23 protein-coding genes are annotated in these 21569 nt (G+C 63.0%); 18 read left to right on the top strand and 5 right to left on the bottom strand.

Annotated features, from left to right (window positions below):
* The 5 genes from PV772_RS10055 to PV772_RS10035 all read left to right on the top strand — a co-directional run.
* Positions 1 to 225, top strand: a 225-nt coding sequence (locus PV772_RS10055) for a metal-sensitive transcriptional regulator (protein WP_347886045.1), incomplete at its 5' end; no start/stop codon positions are given.
* A 33-nt stretch (positions 226 to 258) separates the two neighbouring features.
* Entirely contained in the window at positions 259 to 675 is a 417-nt protein-coding gene (locus PV772_RS10050; RefSeq protein ID WP_109864065.1) for a DUF302 domain-containing protein, read from the top strand.
* 62 nt (positions 676 to 737) lie between these two features.
* On the top strand, positions 738 to 1064 hold the full coding sequence (locus PV772_RS10045; RefSeq protein WP_347886048.1) for a DsrE family protein: 327 nt from the start codon (positions 738 to 740) through the stop codon (positions 1062 to 1064).
* Positions 1065 to 1293: 229 nt separating this feature from the next.
* Entirely contained in the window at positions 1294 to 1893 is a 600-nt protein-coding gene (locus PV772_RS10040; RefSeq protein WP_347886044.1) for a recombinase family protein, read from the top strand.
* A 236-nt stretch (positions 1894 to 2129) separates the two neighbouring features.
* Positions 2130 to 2582 (top strand): hypothetical protein, encoded by a 453-nt coding sequence (locus tag PV772_RS10035; protein WP_347886043.1) that lies wholly within the window; start codon positions 2130 to 2132, stop codon positions 2580 to 2582.
* A 235-nt stretch (positions 2583 to 2817) separates the two neighbouring features.
* On the opposite strand, the gene PV772_RS10030 is transcribed toward PV772_RS10035, so the two are convergent.
* The 5 genes from PV772_RS10030 to PV772_RS10010 form a co-directional block, all read right to left on the bottom strand.
* Positions 2818 to 3189 carry a hypothetical protein gene (locus tag PV772_RS10030; protein WP_347886042.1) on the bottom strand — a complete coding sequence of 124 codons (372 nt, stop codon included), beginning with the start codon at positions 3187 to 3189 and terminating at the stop codon, positions 2818 to 2820.
* Positions 3186 to 4100, bottom strand: a complete 915-nt coding sequence (locus tag PV772_RS10025; protein ID WP_012311493.1) for a ParA family protein — start codon at positions 4098 to 4100, stop codon at positions 3186 to 3188. Before PV772_RS10025 ends, PV772_RS10030 begins: the two co-directional genes overlap by 4 nt.
* A gap of 609 nt (positions 4101 to 4709) precedes the next feature.
* Positions 4710 to 6329, bottom strand: coding sequence for a hypothetical protein (locus PV772_RS10020; protein WP_347886041.1), 1620 nt, complete (start codon positions 6327 to 6329; stop codon positions 4710 to 4712).
* A 352-nt stretch (positions 6330 to 6681) separates the two neighbouring features.
* On the bottom strand, positions 6682 to 6885 hold the full coding sequence (locus PV772_RS10015; RefSeq protein WP_012311495.1) for a hypothetical protein: 204 nt from the start codon (positions 6883 to 6885) through the stop codon (positions 6682 to 6684).
* Between the two features lie 83 nt (positions 6886 to 6968).
* Positions 6969 to 7292, bottom strand: a complete 324-nt coding sequence (locus PV772_RS10010) for a helix-turn-helix domain-containing protein (RefSeq protein WP_139031143.1) — start codon at positions 7290 to 7292, stop codon at positions 6969 to 6971.
* 455 nt (positions 7293 to 7747) lie between these two features.
* On the opposite strand from PV772_RS10010, the gene PV772_RS10005 reads away from it, so the two are divergent.
* From PV772_RS10005 to PV772_RS09945, 13 genes are all read left to right on the top strand, one after another.
* Positions 7748 to 8827, top strand: a complete 1080-nt coding sequence (locus PV772_RS10005) for a CHAP domain-containing protein (protein ID WP_347886040.1) — start codon at positions 7748 to 7750, stop codon at positions 8825 to 8827.
* Entirely contained in the window at positions 8824 to 9336 is a 513-nt protein-coding gene (locus PV772_RS10000; protein ID WP_347886039.1) for a hypothetical protein, read from the top strand. Before PV772_RS10005 ends, PV772_RS10000 begins: the two co-directional genes overlap by 4 nt.
* A 40-nt stretch (positions 9337 to 9376) precedes the next feature.
* Positions 9377 to 10804, top strand: a complete 1428-nt coding sequence (locus tag PV772_RS09995; protein WP_347886038.1) for a chromosome partitioning protein ParA — start codon at positions 9377 to 9379, stop codon at positions 10802 to 10804.
* 43 nt (positions 10805 to 10847) lie between these two features.
* On the top strand, positions 10848 to 11438 hold the full coding sequence (locus PV772_RS09990) for a DUF6668 family protein (protein ID WP_347886037.1): 591 nt from the start codon (positions 10848 to 10850) through the stop codon (positions 11436 to 11438).
* A gap of 43 nt (positions 11439 to 11481) precedes the next feature.
* Entirely contained in the window at positions 11482 to 11751 is a 270-nt protein-coding gene (locus tag PV772_RS09985) for a hypothetical protein (protein WP_139031148.1), read from the top strand.
* Between the two features lie 21 nt (positions 11752 to 11772).
* Positions 11773 to 12522: a hypothetical protein gene (locus PV772_RS09980; protein WP_347886036.1), complete on the top strand. Its 750-nt coding sequence runs from the start codon at positions 11773 to 11775 to the stop codon at positions 12520 to 12522.
* 1 nt (position 12523) lies between these two features.
* Positions 12524 to 13813 carry a hypothetical protein gene (locus PV772_RS09975; RefSeq protein ID WP_347886035.1) on the top strand — a complete coding sequence of 430 codons (1290 nt, stop codon included), beginning with the start codon at positions 12524 to 12526 and terminating at the stop codon, positions 13811 to 13813.
* Positions 13800 to 15308, top strand: a complete 1509-nt coding sequence (locus PV772_RS09970) for an SCO6880 family protein (RefSeq protein ID WP_347886034.1) — start codon at positions 13800 to 13802, stop codon at positions 15306 to 15308. The genes PV772_RS09975 and PV772_RS09970 overlap by 14 nt, the downstream gene beginning before the upstream one ends.
* Positions 15309 to 16901, top strand: a complete 1593-nt coding sequence (locus tag PV772_RS09965) for a DUF87 domain-containing protein (protein ID WP_347886033.1) — start codon at positions 15309 to 15311, stop codon at positions 16899 to 16901. It begins immediately after the preceding gene.
* The gene (locus PV772_RS09960) at positions 16898 to 18667 is read left to right on the top strand and encodes a TraM recognition domain-containing protein (protein WP_347886032.1); all 1770 of its coding nucleotides are present in this window, start codon (positions 16898 to 16900) and stop codon (positions 18665 to 18667) included. Before PV772_RS09965 ends, PV772_RS09960 begins: the two co-directional genes overlap by 4 nt.
* Positions 18664 to 19092 carry a DUF4913 domain-containing protein gene (locus PV772_RS09955; RefSeq protein ID WP_028272989.1) on the top strand — a complete coding sequence of 143 codons (429 nt, stop codon included), beginning with the start codon at positions 18664 to 18666 and terminating at the stop codon, positions 19090 to 19092. Before PV772_RS09960 ends, PV772_RS09955 begins: the two co-directional genes overlap by 4 nt.
* 175 nt (positions 19093 to 19267) lie before the next feature.
* Positions 19268 to 20509 carry a UPF0158 family protein gene (locus PV772_RS09950; protein WP_347886031.1) on the top strand — a complete coding sequence of 414 codons (1242 nt, stop codon included), beginning with the start codon at positions 19268 to 19270 and terminating at the stop codon, positions 20507 to 20509.
* Positions 20510 to 20680: 171 nt separating this feature from the next.
* The gene (locus PV772_RS09945; protein ID WP_347886030.1) at positions 20681 to 21502 is read left to right on the top strand and encodes a hypothetical protein; all 822 of its coding nucleotides are present in this window, start codon (positions 20681 to 20683) and stop codon (positions 21500 to 21502) included.
* Positions 21503 to 21569 lie beyond the last annotated feature (67 nt).

Below are 21569 nucleotides of genomic sequence, written 5' to 3'. Positions count from 1 at the left end.
ATCAACCGCCTCAAGCGCGCCCAGGGCCAGCTCGCCGCCGTTACCCGGATGCTCGAGGAAGGCCGGGACTGCAAGGATGTCGTCACCCAGCTCGCCGCCGTGTCGAAGGCCCTTGACCGTGCCGGTTTCGCCATCATTGCCACCGGGCTGGAGCAGTGCATTGTCCAAAAAGATGCAACCATGGACAAGAAGGACCTGGAGAAGCTTTTCCTCTCCCTTGCCTAATCAGCGGACCGTCGAGCAACTTCGAGGAGCACCATGACGTACACCCTGGCCACCACCGTCTCCCTTCCCTGGGCGGAAGCGCTGCAGCGCACCCGCGAGGCCCTTGCGGCGCAGGGGTTCGGAATCCTGACGGAAATAAACGTCCGGTCCACCTTCGAAGCCAAGCTTGGCACTGAAGCAGCAGACGCCGTCGGGGATTACGTCATCCTCGGCGCCTGCAATCCGGCTCTTGCCAGCCGCGCCCTTGCCGCCGAACCTGAAATCGGCGCCCTGCTGCCGTGCAATGTCGTGGTGCGCCGGAACAAGGATGCAGACGTGACCACGGTGGAAGCAATCGACCCCCAGACCATGGTCCAGCTCAGCGGCGCCCCTTCCGTCAAAGAAATAGCAGACGACGCCGGCACCCGCCTCCGCACGGCCCTCGCCGGGCTGAGTGAAACAACCGAGTAATGTGCCCATAAACAGGGCCGCCCGCAGAAACCGCCAACGACGGCAGCGGCAGGGGCTTAGTCATTCACACCGTCGGGCCGCTTGAGCAGGACGCCCTGACCGGCATCCTCCGCAGCGCCGCCAACGCCCGCGCCGCACTCACCCCGGGAACCGGGATTGAAGTGGTTGTCCGGGGCCCGGGTGTGAAACTCCTGGCCACAAACTCACCCGCTACCGAAGCCGTCAAAAGCGCCCGGCAACTGGACGTGCGTATCCTCGCCTGCGGCAACAGCGTGCGCTCCGCCGGCCTGGAAGAAAAGGACCTCGCGCCCGGCATGGGCATGGTTCCCGCGGCCATCACCCACCTTGCCCAGCCCCAATGGGGCGGCTGGGCCTACGCCAGGCTTTAAAACCAGGCGGCTCCCGGCCGCTTGCGCCCCCGCACCGGCCACCGCCGAAAGCGCGGTTTCTGCGTGCCGACATACATCCAGTGCAGACGACTTCGGACATTCTGTGCAGACGACTTCTGAAACTGACAGGATCGTCTAGATGCCGCTTAATCTGACTGTCCCGTTTGTTGTTCCAAAACCCCCGCCACAATGGCCCGTCACAGGGACAACTTTCGGTACGGTTTTAGGCATGGAGATTGGGTATGCGCGTGTGTCAACGGTGAAACAAGATCTGGCCCGGCAACTGGACGCCTTGGCGGCCGCCGGCATCGAAACGGTCTTCTCGGACAAGAAGTCCGGCGCCACCACCGATCGCACGGGGCTCCAGGACGCGTTACGTCACGCCAGAGCCGGCGACGTGCTTGTGGTCCACACGTTGGACCGGCTGGGGCGGACAGTGCGGGACACCCTAAACCTGGTCCACGAACTCAAGGAACGCGGCGTCGGTGTCCGGACGCTGGCTGATCCCCTGCCCATCGACACTTCGAACCCGAACAGCCCCATGGCGCAACTGGCCGTTGTCATGCTGGCACTCTTCGCAGAGATGGAACGAACCTATGCAGCAGAACGCGCCTCACATGCCCGCGCAGTGGCATCTGCCAACGGGCGCCGCACTGGACGGCCTTCCGTGATCGATGCCGACAAGCTCGAACACGCCGCCCTGCTGCGAGACAAGGGCTTCTCCATGAAGGAGATCACCGCCAAGACTGGGCTGAAACGCACCACCTTGTACCGGCACCTGCCGCCTCGCTCCCCCTCCCCTGACTTGTTGACCACTAATGCCCTTTGACACGGACACGTTGAGTTTTGTCCTGACCTATGGTGGAACGTTGGTCGTGGCGCTCCTGATGTTCATCGGGCAGCTGACCGCTGTGGGGATTCTTCTGATTCTTGCTGGGATTACCTGGCTGACGGCTTACCCCATCCAAGCGATCGCGCGGGCATTCAGTAGATCTGACCGGACCTAAGCTCGGGAGACCTGCCGGCTCACGCCGTGGGCCGAGTCAGCCGTGACATGATGCACCTATGACGTTCACTCCCCAGGCGCTACGTGAATGGGCACGAGGCTCCCTCCCCTGCGAAGCCGCCACAGAACTTCTTCTCCGTGCTTTCAACGGGCGCTTCGCCCAGGCGGGCTGGCCATGGATGCACAGCGATGAGCAAGGCCGCAGCTGGATCGATTTCGAGGCCATCCCCCAGAACATAGACGGGCTTTCCGGTGGTGAGCACCGATTCCTGATGATCGCGGCATCCCTTGGAGGCGATGAGCAGGTTGCACTCTCCGACGTTGTACCGGGGCTCGACCGGGCGTTGCTGGATCTTGTGCTGGCGGCACTTGCCCATGCTGCGGGCTCCCACCAGGACTCTGTCATCCTCGAAAAGCCTGAAGGCGTCCTGGGATTTGAGCGGGTCGACACCTTGTATCCGTGGCCGAAAGACGCCCCTGCCCTGCGCGTGATCGACGGCGGCCAGAACTAGCTGCTTCCCGGCGCAGGACAGCGTGGTCTCCACTCCGGCGGGGCGAGCCTGATAAGTCGCGGTGCAGCTAGCAGATCGGCTCTGCCGCACGTCCGCCCAGTTCACCCCATGACGAACCTCTGGCAGCGTCACTGATGCACCCAGCCCCTGTCCAGGTTCTACGAATAAACCTGCCCACTGCTTTTCCGTCAGTCCGCAATACCCCAGTGTCGATCTACGGACCTAGCGGTGCTGTTCAGCTGTCTTTGAGACGTCGGCCGCCGGGAAGTTTTTCTCCCCAGGATGGATACATCTCACCCTGGTTGTGTTCGGCTTCGCGGCGCGCGGTTTCTGCTTCGATGGCCTTGGTCACGAAATGGCTCCAGGTGTTGTCTCCTTCGGCGTAGCTGGTCGCCTTGTACGCGGCCCGCGCCCGGTTGCGGAGCGCAGCGGGGATACTCACCGTCATGTTGGCTGTTTCGGAATCCTTGGGTTCCTCCTTTTTCGGCGCCTCGGGTCGGTGCCCGGGGAGCATTCGGGCCAGGGGGGCATCTGGGGAGGGTGCGGCATTGCGTTTAGGAGGCAAGCCAAGTGCGGGCCGGCCGGGTGTTGTTGCTTCGGCGCTCACGCGTTGACCTCCTGGGATTCTGCGACAGCGATGCGGCGCGTTACTTCCATAGCAACTGCATGGAGGTCCTCGGCAACGCTGGAAGCCGACTTCGGCCCCGCGTTCCCGGCTTTCGCTTCCCCGCGGAGGACCTCCCACCATTTCGGTCCTTTGCTAAGTTCCCGTTCCAGTTCGTGGGCCAGCAATCCGCGTTCCCGACACGCCTGGGCGGTTGCCTCTGCATGCCGAATGGACATCGGAAACAGCACTTCGTCAGTACCAAAATCTGCTGTGAGGTGGTCTCGGGTGACCTTGTGTACCTGCTTAGAATTCGTACCGGTCCCGACCAGGACGACGCCCAACAGATCCAACGCCGGGTTGAGTCCAACAACGCTGTCCATGCGCGCTGCGACTGCGGCGACGCCCTTACGACTGGACATGTCGGTCTTGAGCGGCACCAACGCGTACCGGGCGGCAGCCACAGCTGCAGCCTGCAACGGCTCGTTCCCTGGAGGACAATCGAGCAGAACAAGGTCGTACTCCCCCGCCACCCTGGCCAGTAGTTTAGCCAGAGCTAGCTGTGCAGCGTCACGGTCCTTCTGGGCCTTTGCTCCAAGGAAAGCGGCAGCATCATCAAGTTGAGGACCTCCGGCGATGACGTCCAAATTAGGGCGCACGCTCAAGAGCAGATCTGGTTCTCCCCCAAAGCACAGCGAGGCTGCCAGGCTTCTACCTCCGTCACCTTGATCGGCATAGCCAAGGTCTTCGGCAAGGTTTCCCTGGGGATCAAGGTCCACGAGGAGCACTCGCGACCCGCCCTCGGCAAGAAGTCCCCCAACGTTTGCAACCAGGCTGGTCTTAAAAACCCCGCCCTTCCCATTTATTACCGCAATGACGCGGCTGAGGGCACCGCGGTCCACATCGAGTTTCATATGTTCCCCTTCCAAAGTGATTCCAGCGTAACCAGCAACAGTGGCTTTACTTGGGAAGCTGGTTTCCGTGTCTTTACTTTTTTCACTTGTGAACCATGTGAAAACAGCAGTGTTCGACTGCCAACCCGTCTTCCCCGTCTAGGCTTTTTTCACTTGTGAAACCAGCGGACCCTGCGAAACCAGCGAACCAAGTGGAGCAAGAGAAAGCAGCTAACAAAGTGAACCATGTGAACCTAGCGAACCATGTGAAACCAGCAGGGCTCGACTTGCCAGCCCGTCTTCCCCGTCTAGGCTTTTTTCACTTGTGAAACCAGCGGACCCTGCGAAACCAGCGAACCAAGTGAAACCAGCGTGATTCGACTTGCCAGCCCGTCTTCCCCGTCTATCCTTTCTTCACTTGTGCAACCGGACGAACCCATAAACGACGACTGGTGAACCCGCGAGCCCAACATCTACCGGGTTACTCGTTTACCGGGGTAGTCGTTTCCCGCCAAGGGACGTGACCCCAGGACGTAGGGCAGCAACAGTAGTTCTACTTGAGAAGCTGGCTTCCCTGTCTATGCTTTTTCACTTGCGAAACCGGCAAACCCAACATCTCCTGGGTATCGTCTACGCTGCCAGCCACAACGCCGCGTCATCGGGTGGCACCCAATGTTCTTCACGCTCGGGATCGTAAAGGTCACCTTCGTTTACTCGGCCGTCCAAAAATCGATCCAAGTAAGCGTGCCAGGCAGCACGTTCCCGCCGGTTGCGGCTTATCTGGGCTTGGTAGTCCTCCATTACGCCCAGCCGTTCCGCGAGGGCGCGAAGATTAGCTGTGGCGGTGATCTTCCAGTGCCGGCCGTCCCGGTGGATCATGCCAAACGCTTTCATTGCGATGAGGGCCTTCTCAACGGTTGTGCGGCTGATTCCGCTGCTTCGTATGAGTTCTGCGCTAGTAGGGGAGTGGCGGCCGCGCTCGATTGTCTCGTAGACAAGGGCTGCTGCGTCGCCGAGGGCGCGGAACACGGGCCGTATGGAGTGAATTTTGCCTTTTCGCCAGCTGAGTTCACGGGCCAGTTGTTGATACTGCTCGGGTAGCTGAATGAGATATACATCTGCTGCTTTGTGGCGGGCGTCAGCGACTTTGGTGAGGATGCCATCTGAGGCTTGGACCAAGGCGGGCAGGAGCCTCGCAATCGTGACGTGGTGCTTTCCCATAGCTGCGGCCAGAGTGCGGCATCCAATGTCCAGAAGATCGGTTTCCTTCGTCCTCATGTAGGCGAGGAGCGCGCGGATGAGGAAGCGGAGGCTGAGGCCTTCGCGGCCGCGTTCTTTGAGTCTGTGGTCGAGTACCGCGTAGAGCACATTTTCCAGGTCGTTCACGAGTTGGTGGATTGAAGCTGTGCTGCGGTTGGATGCCCCCCCTGTGGGTTTTGTGGGGCTTGTGTTGTTAATAAGTGCATCTTTCCCCCTTCCTTCGCGGGGTTCAGCTTTTGTCCAAGCTTCGGCCTTGGCCCATTCCTGCTTGATGAGTCGATTTTGCTTCGCAGTCGTGTCGTAGAGGGCGGCGAGGCCGGGGAACTGGCCGTTCAGTTCGTTCTCTACCTGGGCGAGGGTCCAGCCGCAGGCGTTGAAGTGGTTGAGAACGGCCATGCGGGCCTCAGAGGGGCTCTTGTAGCGTGTTGTGTCGTAGAGGCCAGTGCGAGCGGTTCGGCGCAGCGCGGTCTCGCTGCCACTATGCAGCCGCAGCAGATGGTGGGCCGCTGTGCGCTGTGCCGCAGCTGTTTTGGCCCGATGCGATTTCAGGACACGGTTGCGGGCCAGTTCAGGCCCTAGCGCGGTCCGGAGGGCCGCGATAGCTGCAGGTGCGTTTCTACGCCGCAGGACGTCGTATGCCTGGGACAGGGGGGTGATGAGTACCTGGTGGCCACCGGTTTTGTGAGCCGAGCCAGGGACGCGGATACATCCGTCGGTGACGTTCTGGTGCGGGCTCGGATCCAAGCTCGCTGCTGTCAGGGCCAACGCTTCTACAAGTTCGCGCGCCTCGGCCGCATCTAGGCGTTGCCGGAGCGGGATGTACAGGTGCCGACCGCCGCTGGGGGAGAAGTCCTCCACAAAGACGACACCACAGGTGGTGAGCATGGTGCGCAGGCGTTCTGCGTCTGCGTCAACGACTGCTTTGACGGCTTTCGACGTGTCCAGGTCGAGGCAGAGTGTGGCAACGCTGCCATCTGGCCCGTGGACCATGACAGCTGCCGGACGCGCCGGCAGCGCAGCAGTGATGTTGGCTACAACTTTGGGTCGGGGGTACTGGAAACGGTCACCTATCCACCGGCCAAGACGGTATGACGCATGGCCTGCGATAAGTGGAGCAAGGACCCAGGCGTCAGCAGGCGCGAATTGGCAGCCGACACTGCTGTTGGGGTGCGTTGACGCGGATGCCAAAAGCGGTACGATAGGACCAGTTCCTTCCTCGGGGGGTACGACAAGATCCACCCACTGGGTGGGTGTTGGATAAAGTTCAGATCGTGGTCCGCCAAGATTTCGGATCTGAACTACATACGCTTTGAAGGCCCGCCTTAGTGCGGGCCTTCAGTTTTTAACTGGCCTTTGCGATAGGCAAAGCCTCCTGGCCGTCTAGGGCATCAAGATCAATGGTCTTTAGGTGGTCATGCAGCAGCCGCGCAAGAAGTTCGGAGCGGCTTTCGGACGTGATCTCAACAACCCTGTTGAGCTTTTCGGCGTCCGCCCGCGGAATCTTAGATGTGACGGTCTGACGATCGCCTTTATGCATCCGTGCCATGGGTCCTCCTAGTTCGGGGTACTGAGCACTAGCCAATAGCAATCCGATTGCCTTAAGTGGGACGCTGTTACCCCGGCGTGTCGTTATGAGCCTTGTATGTAGGAAGCGTTTTTTTCGACCGCTTCCGCCAAGACGTTGGGCTTGATCTTAAAGACAACATGATGGCCCTGGCGCGGCGGTTTCACACTGGCTTTTACCGCCTTCAGCTCTTCCAACTGTTCCAAGTGTCGTTGAACTGTTTGGTAGCGGGTACCGATAGCGGCCGCTATTTCACCGGACGTTGCCCCGTCCGGGTGTTGCGAGAGGAAGCGCAGGATTTCTGCCCGCAGCTGGGGAATGCCAAGGATTTCGGTCAACGTCGCGAGCTTCTTTGGCATCGGTGAGCTGGGACTGACATAGCGCGGCATCCTCCTATTTTGTCTTACCTACCCATTCGATCATGCTAGTGCATTTAATGCACTACCAGCTACAACTAATGCATTAAATGCACTAGACTGTGGTCTTAGAAGGTGCGCGTTAGCCATAGGAAAGGGGCAGGCGACCTAGTGAGCGCAGCGATGTCTTGGAGTTAGTTCCGTCTCAAAGAGCTCTTTTGACAAGCGTTTTGCTCTGAATTTGTGGAAAATGGCGGGCTGTGTCCACTCGGTGGAGAAATGTCCGCGGGGGCTGGTAGTTGTGGAAACGATGTCTTTTTTGGGGGAGTGCAGGCAGTGACCGACTTGTTGGCATTCGGCACACCGTGGCCGATGCACGGAGAGCTTCGTGAGCGTGCATCCCAAGAACTTGAAGCCTTCTATTTCGGGGTTGTTGCCCTGCGGCGCCAAGAGTCCTGGGTACGCAACCGGGACGGGGGACTGTCCTAATGCAGCGGAAGTCGCTTGGCGTAGTGGCAGTCATTGCCATCCCCGGCCTCTTCTTTGGCCTGATCTTCACCATGCTCCTGCTGCTAGCCCCGGCAAAGTCCGCTGTGGCGACCTGCGGGCCGGCCGTCGCTGTTGCTATCGACGGTGATACCGAGGTCGAGGGTTACACCGAAGAGCAGTTGAAAAACGCCGCGGCGATCATGAGTGCCGGTAACGCACTGAACCTGTCCGTGAAGGGTCAGATGATCAGCGTCATGGTGTCCCTGGGGGAGTCGGGGCTGCGCGTTCTGGACTACGGCGACGGACCGGGCCCGGATTCCCGTGGGTTGTTCCAGCAGCGCGATAACGGCGCGTGGGGCTCCTATGCGGACCGCATGGACCCGACCATCAGCGCCACGAATTTCATCAAGGCTTTGCAGAAGGTCGAGGGCTGGGAACTCCTGGAACCGACCCTTGCCGGGAACAAGGTCCAGCGCAACGCAGACCCGTACCACTACCAGAAGTACTGGCCCGAGGCCGTCAAGCTCGTCCAGGCACTCTCGGACGGGAAGTTCTCCCTCGAAGGCAGCGACTGCGCCATTCCGGGGAAGTCTGGTGCCGGGGATGACTACCCGTGGAAAGACGCCCCGACATGGATGCAGGTCGGAACAGGCCCAGCGGCCGCATCGCCGCTGGGCATGTTCTACCGCGAGTGTGTGGACTTCGCGTTGTGGCGGGTGAACCAGCAGATGGGGTCTACCGGTGAGCCGTTCAAGTTCCTCAACGGCACGTTCCGCCCGGACGGGCAGGGCCTTGGTTCGGCCCTAACGTGGAAGGCCGGTTGGGACGCCAAAGGATGGGCCACCGGCACCACACCTCGGGTCGGGGCGGTCGTCTGGTACGCCCCGGGAGCCGGGGGAGCGGACCCTACCTTCGGTCACGTCGCCGTGGTCAAGGAAGTCAAGGACGACGGGACCTACGTCGAAGAGGGCTACAACGGCAACCCGCCCCCGGACGATCACAACTACTACACCCGAACGGTCAGCAACGCCGTTCCGTCAGCTTTCCTGTACCTGCCCACCCAAGAGGAGAAGAAATGAACAAGCCCCTGGCCCTCATCGCCGTGGCTCTGCTCTGCGCCGCGTGCGCACCGGCAGCGAACACCACGCCGGCACCGGCTGAGCCCACGGCAGCCACGCCTTCAGCGCCGGTTTCGCTGAGCGCCAGCAGTGGCCCACAGGCTCCCGGGGGCACGGTCCCGGCCACGATCGGCATCAGCTGGGATCAGGCCAGCAAGGACGCAGCCGAGGACGTCGCTGAAAAGGCTATGACTGACTTTGCCCGCCCCGGTCTGGAGGAAAAGCAATGGGCCAATGATCTTGCCCGCTGGCTGACGCCACAGGCCACCGCCGATTACTCGGCCGTGGACCCGGCCAACATCCCAGCCACCCGCGTCACCGGCCCGGCCACACTGGGCGTCGATGAAGCCAACGGCTACGGAGTCATGGCAGCGGTACCGACCGACGCCGGGACCTACACGGTGCAGCTGCTCCGAACGGGCAAGGAGTCCCCGTGGAAGGTCAACCGCCTTACACCACCCGCTTCCTGACACTCCTAACCACGTTTCAGAAAGGTAGAACGCTATGGTCATGAACCAGACAGATGTCCCAACTTTCCCAAAGATCAACGCCATCGTCCGTGCCAACGGCACGGCAGAGGTCGTTGTTGCCGGCAACTCCCGGAACGTGAAAGCGGCAGAATCCTTGCAGCAACTCCGCGACAACGCCCTGTCCCTCGTCGTCAGGGAGGCGAAGACGCTGAACCGCCCGGTCCGTGTCCAGGTCGATGACCCGGACGGTCAGGGTGAGCTGATCGTAAACCCGGACGGCACTAAGGAGTCCGTCAACTACGTGGCCAAAGCCCCCCGCCGCCGCATGGCAGAAGCTCCCACCCCCACGGCGGCACAGCCCGCTCCTGCGGCTGCAGAAACCATCCCAGCGCCCATCAAAGACGAGCCGATTACTGACGTACCGGGAACCGTCCCATTAGCGACAGGAACATTCATGACCCTGACACCCGCAACCACATCCACACCGGCCCCGGAAGCGCAGGAGGCACCGACCCGGCGCAGCTTGAAGGAAACCTCCTTCCTGGTCAGCGCACCGGTCCTGGAACCTGCCACACAGGGCTGGCGGGGTGCGCTCACGCGCCTCGGCTTCCGGATGGACCCCTCCGCAGAAGAGCTCTCCGAGCGGGAGGATATCCGCACCGTCAGCCAGCACTGGCCCGGTCCCCGGACCATTGCCGTGGTCAACCGCAAGGGTGGTGCGAACAAGACCCCCACGGTGGTTATGCTCTCGGCCATCCTCGCCCGCTACAGCGGGGCCGCGACCGTCGCCTGGGACAACAACGAATCCCAAGGCACCCTGGGGTGGCGCACGGAAAAGGGTGCCCATGACCGCAGTGTCCTGGACCTGATTGATTCCTCAACCGAACTGCTTTCCCCGTCAACGAACGCCGCCGAGATTGCCAAGTTCGTCCACCACCAGACCGCAGACAAGTTCGATGTCCTGCGCTCGGATGAGAACGAGGAAGGCGACCACGAGGTAACGGCTGAGGAAGTGGACATCGCCCACCAGGTCCTTACCCGCTATTACCGGCTGGTGGTCATGGACTCGGGCAACACCGCCCGGGCGGCGAACTGGCGCCGGATGATTCACCACACCAACCAGCTCGTCGTGCCGGTGACGGCCATTGAGGACCGCGCCGAAGCTGCCCGGTTGACGCTGCAGACCCTCGAATCCCGTGGTGGCCACGACGCCGAACTGGCCCGCAACGCAGTTGTGATCGTCTCTGAATCCACTGACGCGAAGCGCGCCATGTCCGGGGATGCGTTGAAGCGGGCCAAGGACGAGGCGCAGCGCATTGCGGACGGCTTTGAACCGTTCGTCCGGGCTGTCGTGAGGATTCCGTACGACCCGGCGCTGGTCAACGGACCTATCCGCTATGAAGCCCTCCAACCCGCTACCCAACGGGCATGGCTGGCGGCCGCGGCCGCCGTCGCCACCGGCTTCTAAGTATCCTTTGCCGCCACAATCCAGTCCTGAAAGGAGGATGCAGATGAACCAGCAACTGAACCCCTGGATCACCAGCCCAGAAACGGCAGAGCCCGAAGCCGCCACCGCAGATGAACATGTTTCTCCGCCGGTGATCATCACCCGCCCGGTCCTGGGGATGGTGGAACCGGACGCAGCTGACCGCCTCGCCCGTCGCGCGGTCACCGGTACGGCCACGGTCTGGGTTACCGGTGTTCATGGAGGAGCGGGCGAAACCCGGCTCAGCCACCTCGTCGAGGGCGCACGCCCGACAGAACATGCCTGGCCCATCCTTGAAGACGGCTTCAGCAAGCCTGCCGTCCTCCTGGTTTGCCGCTCAGACATGCACGGACTGAAAGCCGCGCAAAGAGCCCTCATCCAATGGGCCTCGGGCGCAGCTCCCGACGTCAACCTGCTAGGCCTCGCGGTCATGGCCGATGCACCGGGAAAACTACCCAAAGCCCTGCGGGACTTCGCAGCTCTCATCGGCGGGGGAGCCCCCCGGCTCTGGATGCTCCCTTGGGTCGAGTCCTGGCGGCTAGGGGACACCAACACCGGGAAACCCGGCCGGGAGTATCAACGCGTGATCGCCGACCTCACAGCCCTCACCAACTAATCAATCAACAGCTCTACAGCGCCATCCTTCGAAAGGTCTCACCATGAACTTGATCGCAGCTCTTCCCGCCAGCGTCATCCCGAATCCGACCCCTGTCGTGCCTCCCCAGGCACAGGGCCTGCTCACCGTACTGAACTGGGCCTCCGGCATCGGCCTGGTCCTCGGCGTTTTGGGCGTGATCATCGTCGGCATCGGCATGGTCATCCAGCTCCGACGCGGCGAAGGCGGCGAATCCATCGCCAAGCTCGGCTGGGTCCTCGCCGGCTGCATCATCATCACCGGCGCCTCCGGCATCGTCCGCGCCTTCGTCTAACCCAATCCCCGGAGGTTCACCATGAGCGAATCCACACAGAACACCACCGAACAGAATCCATTCACCAAACCCGGATTCATCATTTCGGCCGCCCTCGTGGTCGCACTGATTGCAGCCGTCATCGTCATCTTCATGATCCCGAAAGGGGACGGTGACGCACAGCCGGGGCCGGCACCCTCAGTGAACAGCTCTGCTCCTGACTCCACCATGGCTGGAAGCGAAAGCGTATGCGGCCTAAAAGCTAGCTCTGAGACGGCGTTGGGACGCGCCCCTCAAACGGAATGGGCACTCGTAGGAAAAATCGCTGCACCAAACGAGCCTCAGAGTTACGGGCCCGGGGTGGAGGAGCAAGACGGGTTCCGCTATTGCTATGCCCAGTCCCCAACCGGAGCCCTCTATGCTGCCGCGAACCTAATCGCCATGACGTCTGCAGGTAACCCCGATCTAACAGCCAAAGTCACGGAAAAGCTCCTGGTTCCCGGCCCCGGCAGGGACGCGGCCATGAAGGACGCCGCCACTACATCCAGTTCCAGCAATAGTGCGGCGACTTCCGTCCAATTTCGCGGCTTTGTTTTGAAAAGCTACTCACCCGAGAAGGCCAACGTTGATGTCGCCATGGAGGGTTCTAACGGAGTACTTGGACATGCGGTGTTACCGATGGAGTGGATAGACGGCGACTGGAAATTAGCCGTTGCTGACTCCGGAGAAATGGTCAATGACTTTTCACAAGTCAGAGATTTGAGCGGATTCATTCCTTGGTCTGGGGTCTGACATGGCCGAGTGCGGATTTGGGGACTGGAGATGTGAAGCCGGAAACGTGGCCGCCGGTATAGCCGACGACGCCATCGGAAACCTCGCTAAGGCAATTTTGGAGGGAATGAGCCAGTTGGTGACAACGCTCTCCACGTTTTGGGTAAGTATGCCGACCACAAATCTCACGACGGAGGATGGTGTGACGGCCAGCCCTGTGGTGGGTTTCCTTAATTCGGAACTGTCTTACTGGACGCTGACGTTGGCCGTTCTTTCCGTCATTCTTGGCGGCACCCGGATGATTTGGGAGCAGCGGGGCGCACCCTTGAAAGACCTGCTCCGGGCTCTCCTAACCCTCACTCTGGTTGCGGGTCTTGGCTTGGGGGTGATCTCCATCCTGGTGATCGCAGCTGATGAGTTTTCAGCAGCCATCATCGAACGCTCCACGGACGGCAAGGGCTTCGCGGACGCCATGAGCGTCCTGGTCATGGTGAACCAGCCCGGCATAGGGGTTTTCATCCTGATCATCCTGGGCCTGGTGGGCCTGCTCGCGTCACTGGTCCAGATCGTCCTTATGGTCGTCCGCAGCGGCATGTTGGTCATCTTGGCTGGCATTTTGCCCACCACCGCCGCTTTCACCAATACGGAGATGGGCCGGCAGTGGTTTCAGAAGGCTATGGGCTGGACGATCGCGTTCATTCTTTATAAGCCGGCGGCAGCGATCGTGTACGCGGTGGCGTTTCAGCTTATGGGCTCGTTTTCCGGCACGAACGCTTTGATTGGCTCCATTACGGGCTTTGCCTTGATGATCGTCGCGCTGTTGGCCTTGCCTGCTTTGATGCGGTTTGTCACCCCGATGGTTGGTGCGGTCGCGTCGGGTTCTGGCGGGGGAGCCGCTGCTGCTGCAGGGGCCATGGCCACTGGTGCTGTATCGCTGGGCCGCAGCGGAAGCGGCCGCGGGAATGCTTCCCCGACCCCGCCCAGCCAGCCGTCCAAGAATGGTGCGTCTCCTGGCGGCAGCCAAGGTCCCGGCGGGACCAACGGCGGCAATGCTAAACCTTCACCGGGATCCTCCGGAGCGTCGGGAGCCGGGGGAGTGCCGGGGAAGGGCACTACAGGAAGCCCCGGTGCTGCGACAGCAGGGGCGGGGGCCGGCACAGCTGGTGCCGGGGCCGCGTCGGGGGCGGCGAAGGCTGCAGGTCCGGCCGGTGTCGCTGTGGCCGTCGGCGCGCAGGTAGCTTCACGGGTCTCTTCGGCCGCACAACAGACAGCGCAGGATTCAACGGGGGAGGGCCCCAGTGGCAGCAATTAATACCGAATACAAGGAACCGTCCTACGGAAACTGGCGTGTCCCGAGGTCCGCAGGTCTGGGTGACCTTGGCGCTATCGGTACCGGCATTGTCATGGCCGGGCTGCTGCTGGGCATCATCAGTTTTGCCATTTGGGGTCTCTTTGCAGGGCTCGGCGTCCTGGCCGTTGCTGGGGTGCTGGTCCTGTTGCTGACCGTCAAGGATAAGCACGGCCAGTCCGTGGTTGATCGTTTCGCCACCCGGATGAATTTCCGGCTCGCCCGTTCCTCGGGTGCAAACTTGTACCGCTCGGGTCCGCTGGGGGTGACGGAGTGGGGCATGTACCAGCTCCCGGGGTTGGCGGCGAAGTCACGCCTGTATGAGTTCAACGACTCCTACAACCGCCCCTTCGCCATGCTCCACATACCGACCACCAACCACTTCACCGTCATCTTCTCCACCGAACCCGACGGCGCCTCCCTCGTGGATCCCGAGCAGGTCGATGCGTGGGTGGCGAACTGGGGCGGTTGGCTCGCCGGACTGGGCGATGAGGCAGGGCTGGAAGCCGCCGCAGTAACCGTGGAGACAGCCCCGGACTCCGGCTACCGACTGCGCAATGAAGTCGAAATGAACATTGACGAAAACGCCCCCGAAGCCGCCAAGGCCATCCTCCGGGAGGTCATCCGGACCTACCCGGAAGGATCGGCGACCGTGCGGGCCTGGGTGTCCCTGACCTTCAACGCCTCCCTCCGTGCAGGGTCGAAGAAGCGGGAACCGGAGGACGTCGCCCGCGACATCGCCTCGCGAATTCCCGGGCTGGGTGCCCGGTTGCAGTCCACCGGAGCCGGGATCGCCCGGCCGATGTCAGCGCAGGAACTGTGCGAGGTCGTACGGATTGCCTACGACCCGCCCGCGGCGCTGATTATCGATGAAGCCCACGCGGCCGGTTCCCCGGTCGTCCTGACCTGGGGCGAGGTCGGCCCCACCGCAACCCAGGCCGGCTGGGACGAGTACCGGCACGACAGCGCGTTCTCTGTCTCCTGGACCATGACGGGTGCGCCGCGGGGTTCGGTGAACTCTTCTGTCCTGTCCCGGCTGCTGGCCCCGCACGGCGACGTTGACCGCAAACGCGTCTCCCTGCTCTACCGCCCGATGGACTCGGCCCGGGCCGCCGCAGTGGTCGAGCGGGACCAGAACAACGCCAACGTCCGGATCACCTCCGGAAACCGTCCCAGCGCCCGTGCCCTGGTCGATGCCCGGTCGGCGGCCCAGACAGCCCAGGAAGAAGCCCAGGGTGCCGGGCTCGTGAACTTCGGCATGGTCGTCACTGCCACGGTCACCGACGCCACCCGGCTTCCGGATGCGGTGGCCGCGATCGAGCAGACCTCCGGGACCGCCCGGGTCCTGCTCCGCCGCGCCTACGGCTCACAGGACACCGCTTTCGCCGCGTCCTTGCCGCTGGGCCTGGTGCTGCCCAGACACATCCTGCTGCCCAGCGAAATCAGGGAGGCCCTCTAAATGGCCCGCTTCACGTTCCTGCAAGCGAAAAAAGTGAAAACAGTAAATACAGCAAAAAAGTCTTCCGCCGGTGAAGGGGAGGGGACGTCGCGTCCTGGCCGTGTCCGGGGTCCCGGCTCACGCGGCTGGGGCGGCCGTGGTGGGGGAGCAGCTGCCTTGGTTCCTGCGGTGCGGGAGTACCGGGGCACGACCGTGCAGGTATGCGGGTTGTGGCCGTTCAGCTCCGGCACGTCGTCGCCGATGATTGGTGTGCCGCTGGGCCGGCATGAGGAAACCCAGGCGACAGTCTGTTGCGACCCGATCAGCTGGTTCCAGCGCGCCCACCTGATCTCCAACCCTTCTGCGTTCATCCTCGGAAAACCCGGGCTGGGGAAATCCACACTGGTGCGCAGGATGCTTCTGGGCCTCTCCGGCCAGGGCGTGCACCCCCTCGTGCTGGGGGACCTGAAGGCAGAGCACGTCGACGCGGTCGAGGCGTTGGGCGGTCAGGTCATCCGGCTCGGCCGGGGACGGGGCTACCTGAACATCCTTGATCCCGGCCAGGCCGTCGAGGTCGCCCAGCTGCTGGAAGAAGAAGGGCACCACGACGCGGCAGTCCGGGTCCGGGCCGACGCCCACGGCCGGCGGCTGAACATGGTCGTCTCCCTCATCACGATCAGCCGGAACTCACCCCCGACGGATCAGGAACAGACCATCCTTGACCGGGCCCTGCGGGTGCTCGATGACACGTTCGACGGAATCCCGGTCCTGAAAGACCTCCTGGACGTCATCACCGCGGCACCGGCCGAGCTGCGCCAGGTCGCTTTGGACCGCGGCGACATGACCGTCTACCTGCGGGAAACGCGCGCGCTGGAAGCGACCCTGCTGGGCCTGACCGGGGGCGGGAAGCTCGGGGAAATCTTCTCTCAGCAGACCACCAACCCCATGCGGAGGGACCGGGCCGTGGTCTTCGATGTCTCCAGCATCGACGAAACCGAGACCGACCTGCAGGCAGCGGTCCTCCTGGCGTGCTGGTCCTACGGATTCGGGACCGTCAACGTCGCCAACGCCCTCGCCGATGCCGGGCTGGAACCGCGCAGGAACTACTTCGTCGTCCTCGATGAGCTATGGCGGGCGCTGCGCTCCGGCAAGGGCATGGTCGACCGCGTCGACGCCCTCACCCGCCTGAACAGGAGTGTTGGTGTCGGGCAGGTCATGATCTCCCACACCATGTCCGACCTGCTGGCCCTCCCGGCAGAAGAAGACAGGATGAAAGCCCGCGGGTTCGTTGAACGTTCCGGCATGGTCATCTGCGCAGGGCTCCCGGCGTCCGAGATGCCGCTGCTGACGGCTGCGATCCCGCTCTCCAGGCAGGAACAGCAGAAGCTCATCTCGTGGCAGGACCCGCCCGCCTGGGACTCCCGCGGCGGTGACGTCGAACCCCCGGGCCGGGGAAAGTTCCTGATCAAGGTCGGCGGCCGCCCCGGCATCCCCTTGACCATCGGTTTAACCTCCATCGAATCCTCGCTCAATGACACAAATAAGCGCTGGCATGCACCGGCAGAAACCCTGCTGGATGCGGCAACTCCAATCCGGGAAGAAGGTGCGGCATGAGTGCCCCGAACCGCAAGGGAACCGGCCTCGGCGACGCCCTGGGGATCTGGCTCGCCATCGGCGCCGCAACCATCTTCGGCGGCGGCACCTGGGCCGCCGCCCACCTCGGATCATGGATGGCCGGCCTCACCGCCCCTCCGGCACACCCGATCGACCTGATCGCCGGGCTCGCCAAGGGCCGGGTGCCCTGGCCGGGCCAGTCCACGGTGGTGGCCTGCGTGCTGGCCGGTGTCCTGATCGCGCTGGTGGTGACGGTACTGGTGGTCCGGTCCCGGACCGCGAGCAAACGCACCAGGGTGGACAAGGCAGCGGTGTACATGGGCCGGGGCAAGGACCTGAACCACCTCTCAACCAAGGGCGCCACGGCAACTGCTGTGCGCCTCGGCGTGGAAAACTCCACCGGTGTCCGCCTTGGCCGCAGCGTTGCCGGCAAGCGCCCGCTCTGGGCATCCTGGGAGGACATGCTGATCCTCATCGCCGGGCCGCGCACGATGAAGACCACCTCCTACGCCGTCCCCGCCATCCTTGACGCGCCCGGTGCGGTGATTGCCACGTCCAACAAACGCGACATCGTCGACGTCACCCGCCCCATCCGTTCCGAGGCCGGCCAAGTGTGGGTCTTTGACCCGCAGGCCGTTGCCGAGGAAGAGCCATCGTGGTGGTGGAACCCGCTGTCCTACGTGAAGAACGAAGCCACGGCAGGGAACATGGCCCAGCACTTCGCCGCAGGCTCCCGGGAACCCGGAACAAAACCCGACGCCTACTTCGACCCGGCCGGGCAAAACCTGCTCAAAGCCCTCCTGCTCGCCGCCTCACTCAGCGCCGCCCCGATTACGCAGGTGTACACCTGGCTGACCCGCCCGCACGACGAAGCACCCGCTGACATCCTCCGCACCGCCGGCTTTGACCTGCTGGCTGACATGGTCATCGGGCACATCAGGGAACCGGAAAAGCAGCGGGCCGGCGTCTACGGCACCGCCCGGCAAATGGTCTCCTGCCTCACCGACCGGGACGTCAGCCAATGGGTCACCCCAACACCAGGCACAACCGTCGACACCGACCCCCGTCCACAATTCGTCCCCGAAGACTTCGTCCGCGGCAAAGGCACGCTCTACAGCCTCTCCCGCGAAGGCGTCGGAACCGCAGGCCCCCTGGTCACCGCCCTGACCGTCGCCGTCGTCGAAGCTGCCGAAAAGTACGCCACCTCCCAACCCGGCGGGCGCCTCGCAACCCCGCTGCTGGGAATCCTCGATGAAGCGGCAAACGTCTGCAGGTGGAAAGCCCTGCCGGACCAATACAGCCACTACGGCTCCCGCGGCATCATCCTCATGACCATCCTGCAGTCATGGTCCCAGGGCGTGGAAGTCTGGAACCTCGAAGGAATGCGGAAACTCTGGTCAGCATCCAACGTCAAAATCTACGGCGGCGGCGTCTCCGAAGTCGGCTACCTCGACGAACTCTCCCGCCTCATCGGCCAATACAGCTACATCAACGTCTCCCGCAGCCACAGCAGAAACGGATCCTCCTCCTCCCGGCAGGAAAGCAAAGACGAAATCCTCTCGGTTGCCGACCTGACAGCGCTGCCACGGTTCCGGGCCATCCTGCTCGCCTCCGGTGCCCCGGCCACCATGATCGAAACGATCCCCTGGATGAACGGGCCCCACGCCCAAAAGGTCAAAGACTCCCTCGCAGCCAAGGAAAAAATTGCGCGCGCCCCTGTGGCTGTTGCCGCCCACAATCCATGGACCGATGGAGACAAGGCGTGAGTGAAGAGTTCGCGGACGCCTTCGGAGACGAAGAAGAGCAGTCCCCAGCCGGCGAGCACAGCCAGGCTGAGCCCGAACCGGAACTGGTTTACTCCAACGCCGTGGAGTTCTTCGCTGACCTCTTGGCCCAGTCCTACGTCCGGGAAGTCAACGAAGGCGCCGCCTCCGCGTGGTGCCCCGAGTGGTACAAACATCCCGAAGCCCTCATCCGGATGGAAGCCATCTGGCGGGCCTGGGAACACCTACGGCTGGAGCCTGCTCTCGGGGTCAGCACCTGGTGGCTGAACCACGCCGACCCACACATGCGCATCCTCATGGACAAAGAAGGCCCCTTCAAAAAATGCGCCTACGACGGACACAAAACCCCCGCCCCGGGCAAAACCGCCCTTCCCCACAAAACCCCCGAAGCAGGAATCTTCGACTAGCAAGGACTGCCCTCCACTGCACGCTTGGAAGCAGTGCTTCTACACTGCTCGCCTAAAATCACTTTCCGCGCCCTCTTCCTCGCGGAGCCGCCCGCCCTCATTCGGGATGCTGGCGCCCGCCGGCGTGCAGTAACGCGACGAAGGGCGCGGCCGCGGTTCGTGCCATCCTGAGGGTATGGCGCGAACCTGGTTATCGGTGACGGTGGAACTGCTCGGTGGTCGTGGTGAGGAGCTGTGGCCCTGGCCGGGGCGAGTCTTCGCGGTTGGACAGTCGCACACCTTCTTGGATCTCGCCAACGCCATCAACGATGCCTTCGCCCGTTGGGACCGCTCGCACCTGTCCATGTTCACCCTGAACGACGGCCGGGTAATCACGGACCAAGAGACGGGAGCTGAGATGGCCGGATCCGGCGGTGGGCCGATCATCACAGCTATCGACATCGCGACCGCCAAGGTCGCCCGGACGCTGGGGCCGGGATCTGAGTTTCAGTTCATGTTTGACCTTGGTGACGCTTGGATGCACCGGTGCGTGGTCGAGGAGACGAAGGTCGACCCGCTGGAGGTATTGGGTATCCGCCCTGATTTCCCTCTGCCCTACTGGGGCTGGGGCAGCATCCCGGACCAATACGGGCGCCGGTGGTCCACTGATGACGGGGAGAGCCGGGTCCCGGCGAAACCGGGCGAACCGCATCCGATGCTGCTGCACGCATGGCCCGCCCAGGTCTCGGTGCCGAGGCTCGACCTGCCCGAAATGCGTGAAGCCATCGCGGCAGCAGACGCGGCCCGTTTCCTCGCAGCCCTGACCGGACGCGACATCGATGACACCCTCCAGCAGGTGGGGGCCGGCATACCGATGGCCTTAGAGCACAGGCGCCGGGAAGCCGAACCCGTGGCACTGTCGGTCATCAACCGGCTGACCCGGCGCGGCTGTGCCGGTGACCAGGTGCTCGCCGAGGACCTGCTGGCATCCCTGCGCCGCGTGCCGCTGACCGGCAGGGTGGTTCCCGTGGACCTCGACATGCTCAGCATCATCTTGGAAGGGGACCCCGATCTGTCCACCGGCGGCTACCTCGACCTGCACACCGGGCAGGTGTACGACGAGGCCGCCACTGACCCGATGATCATAGGGCAGGACACCGCGATCGACGTAGAGGATGAACCGGACCGATGGCTTCGGCTGAACCGCACGGGTTCCGGGAACGGCTGGCAGGACATGGCAGCTTTCGCAGACAGGCAGCACGAGGAAGCCCTCCGAGAGCGACTGGAGCGGGCGATCGAGGGCAAAGGCGCCTTCTTCCGGTTCCGGGAAATCGTCCACGACGAGAACCTCAGCGAACACTGGTACGCCTTCTCTACCGACCGGCAGATGGGCCGTGCGCGCGAATACCTCGCTGACAACGGCATCCACGTGGGCTGACCCGGGCTCGGCCGGTTGATCCCTTCGACGTGCGGACCTACCCACATGAATGGCCACCCGGAAATTCGGGAGGGCGTTACTGTCACGCCAGGGCCAGTGTCGGGTACGGTGAACCCGACACTGGACAACATTCAGAGCACCCCTTGGTCGGGGGAGCGGGCAAGGAATCTCATGGCCGGTAACGAGCACACCCGCGGCAAAGAAGTGGATGGTGGCACCCGGCCAGAGGAGCACGACGAGATCAGCGACGCCCTCCAGTGGATGCGCCTGACCTATGCCCTCGACTACGCCGCCCGCCCCGACTCCTGGGAACGGCCCGAAGACTACCCGCAGTCATGGAGCATTCGCGCCTACATCGACGCTGACATCCTCGAACCCGACTACGACACCTTCGACGCCGACGCCCAAGGCCGGGTCACCGTCGCCGAAGCCAGCGTCCACCTCGTCCCGGACGTTGGCAGCGTCAACCTCTTCGACACCTTGGACGCCCACAGCGCTGACCTGTCCCGATTCGCCGAAGCGTTCATCGTCGCCGGATCCGAGCCCAGTCAGCTCAGCGTCGAGGGCGAACCGGTCCTAGAAGGCGATCTGATGATCGTGTCCTGGGTGAGCGTCCAGCCGCGGTTCCGTGGGCACCGGGCCGGGCACCAAATATTCAAGGCTATCCTCGGAGCAATCGGCCGCGGTACCGTCGTCACCGTCCTGCACGCGGCACCCGGGCTCAAGGACGATACGGATGAAGGATCCCTGAAACACCGGAGGGAATGCCGCGCCCTTGCCAAGTACTGGGGCGAACTCGGATTCCGGCCACTGGCCGGCAACATAATGGTCCTGACCTACGAGGACATGCTCGCCATGCTCGAGGACGAGGACGAGGAGGACACCGATTTCAACCTCGACGAGCTGCGTGATGTGCCGCTAATGCAGCTCTCCCAAGAGCAGCGCGACGCGGTGTTTAGGAACCTCCGAACCAAACTCGACGAATTGCCCTGACGCCAGGAGTCCAAGGCACAAAGGTGGGACTAGAAGCTGTCCATAGTTGTGGTCAATCCGGGCTATC

The organism is Pseudarthrobacter sp. CC12 (assembly GCF_039907755.1).
GTDB classification, from domain to species: domain Bacteria; phylum Actinomycetota; class Actinomycetes; order Actinomycetales; family Micrococcaceae; genus Arthrobacter; species Arthrobacter niigatensis.
The sequence above is the reverse complement of the archived record's forward strand: the minus strand, read 5'-3'. Positions and strand labels throughout refer to the sequence as shown.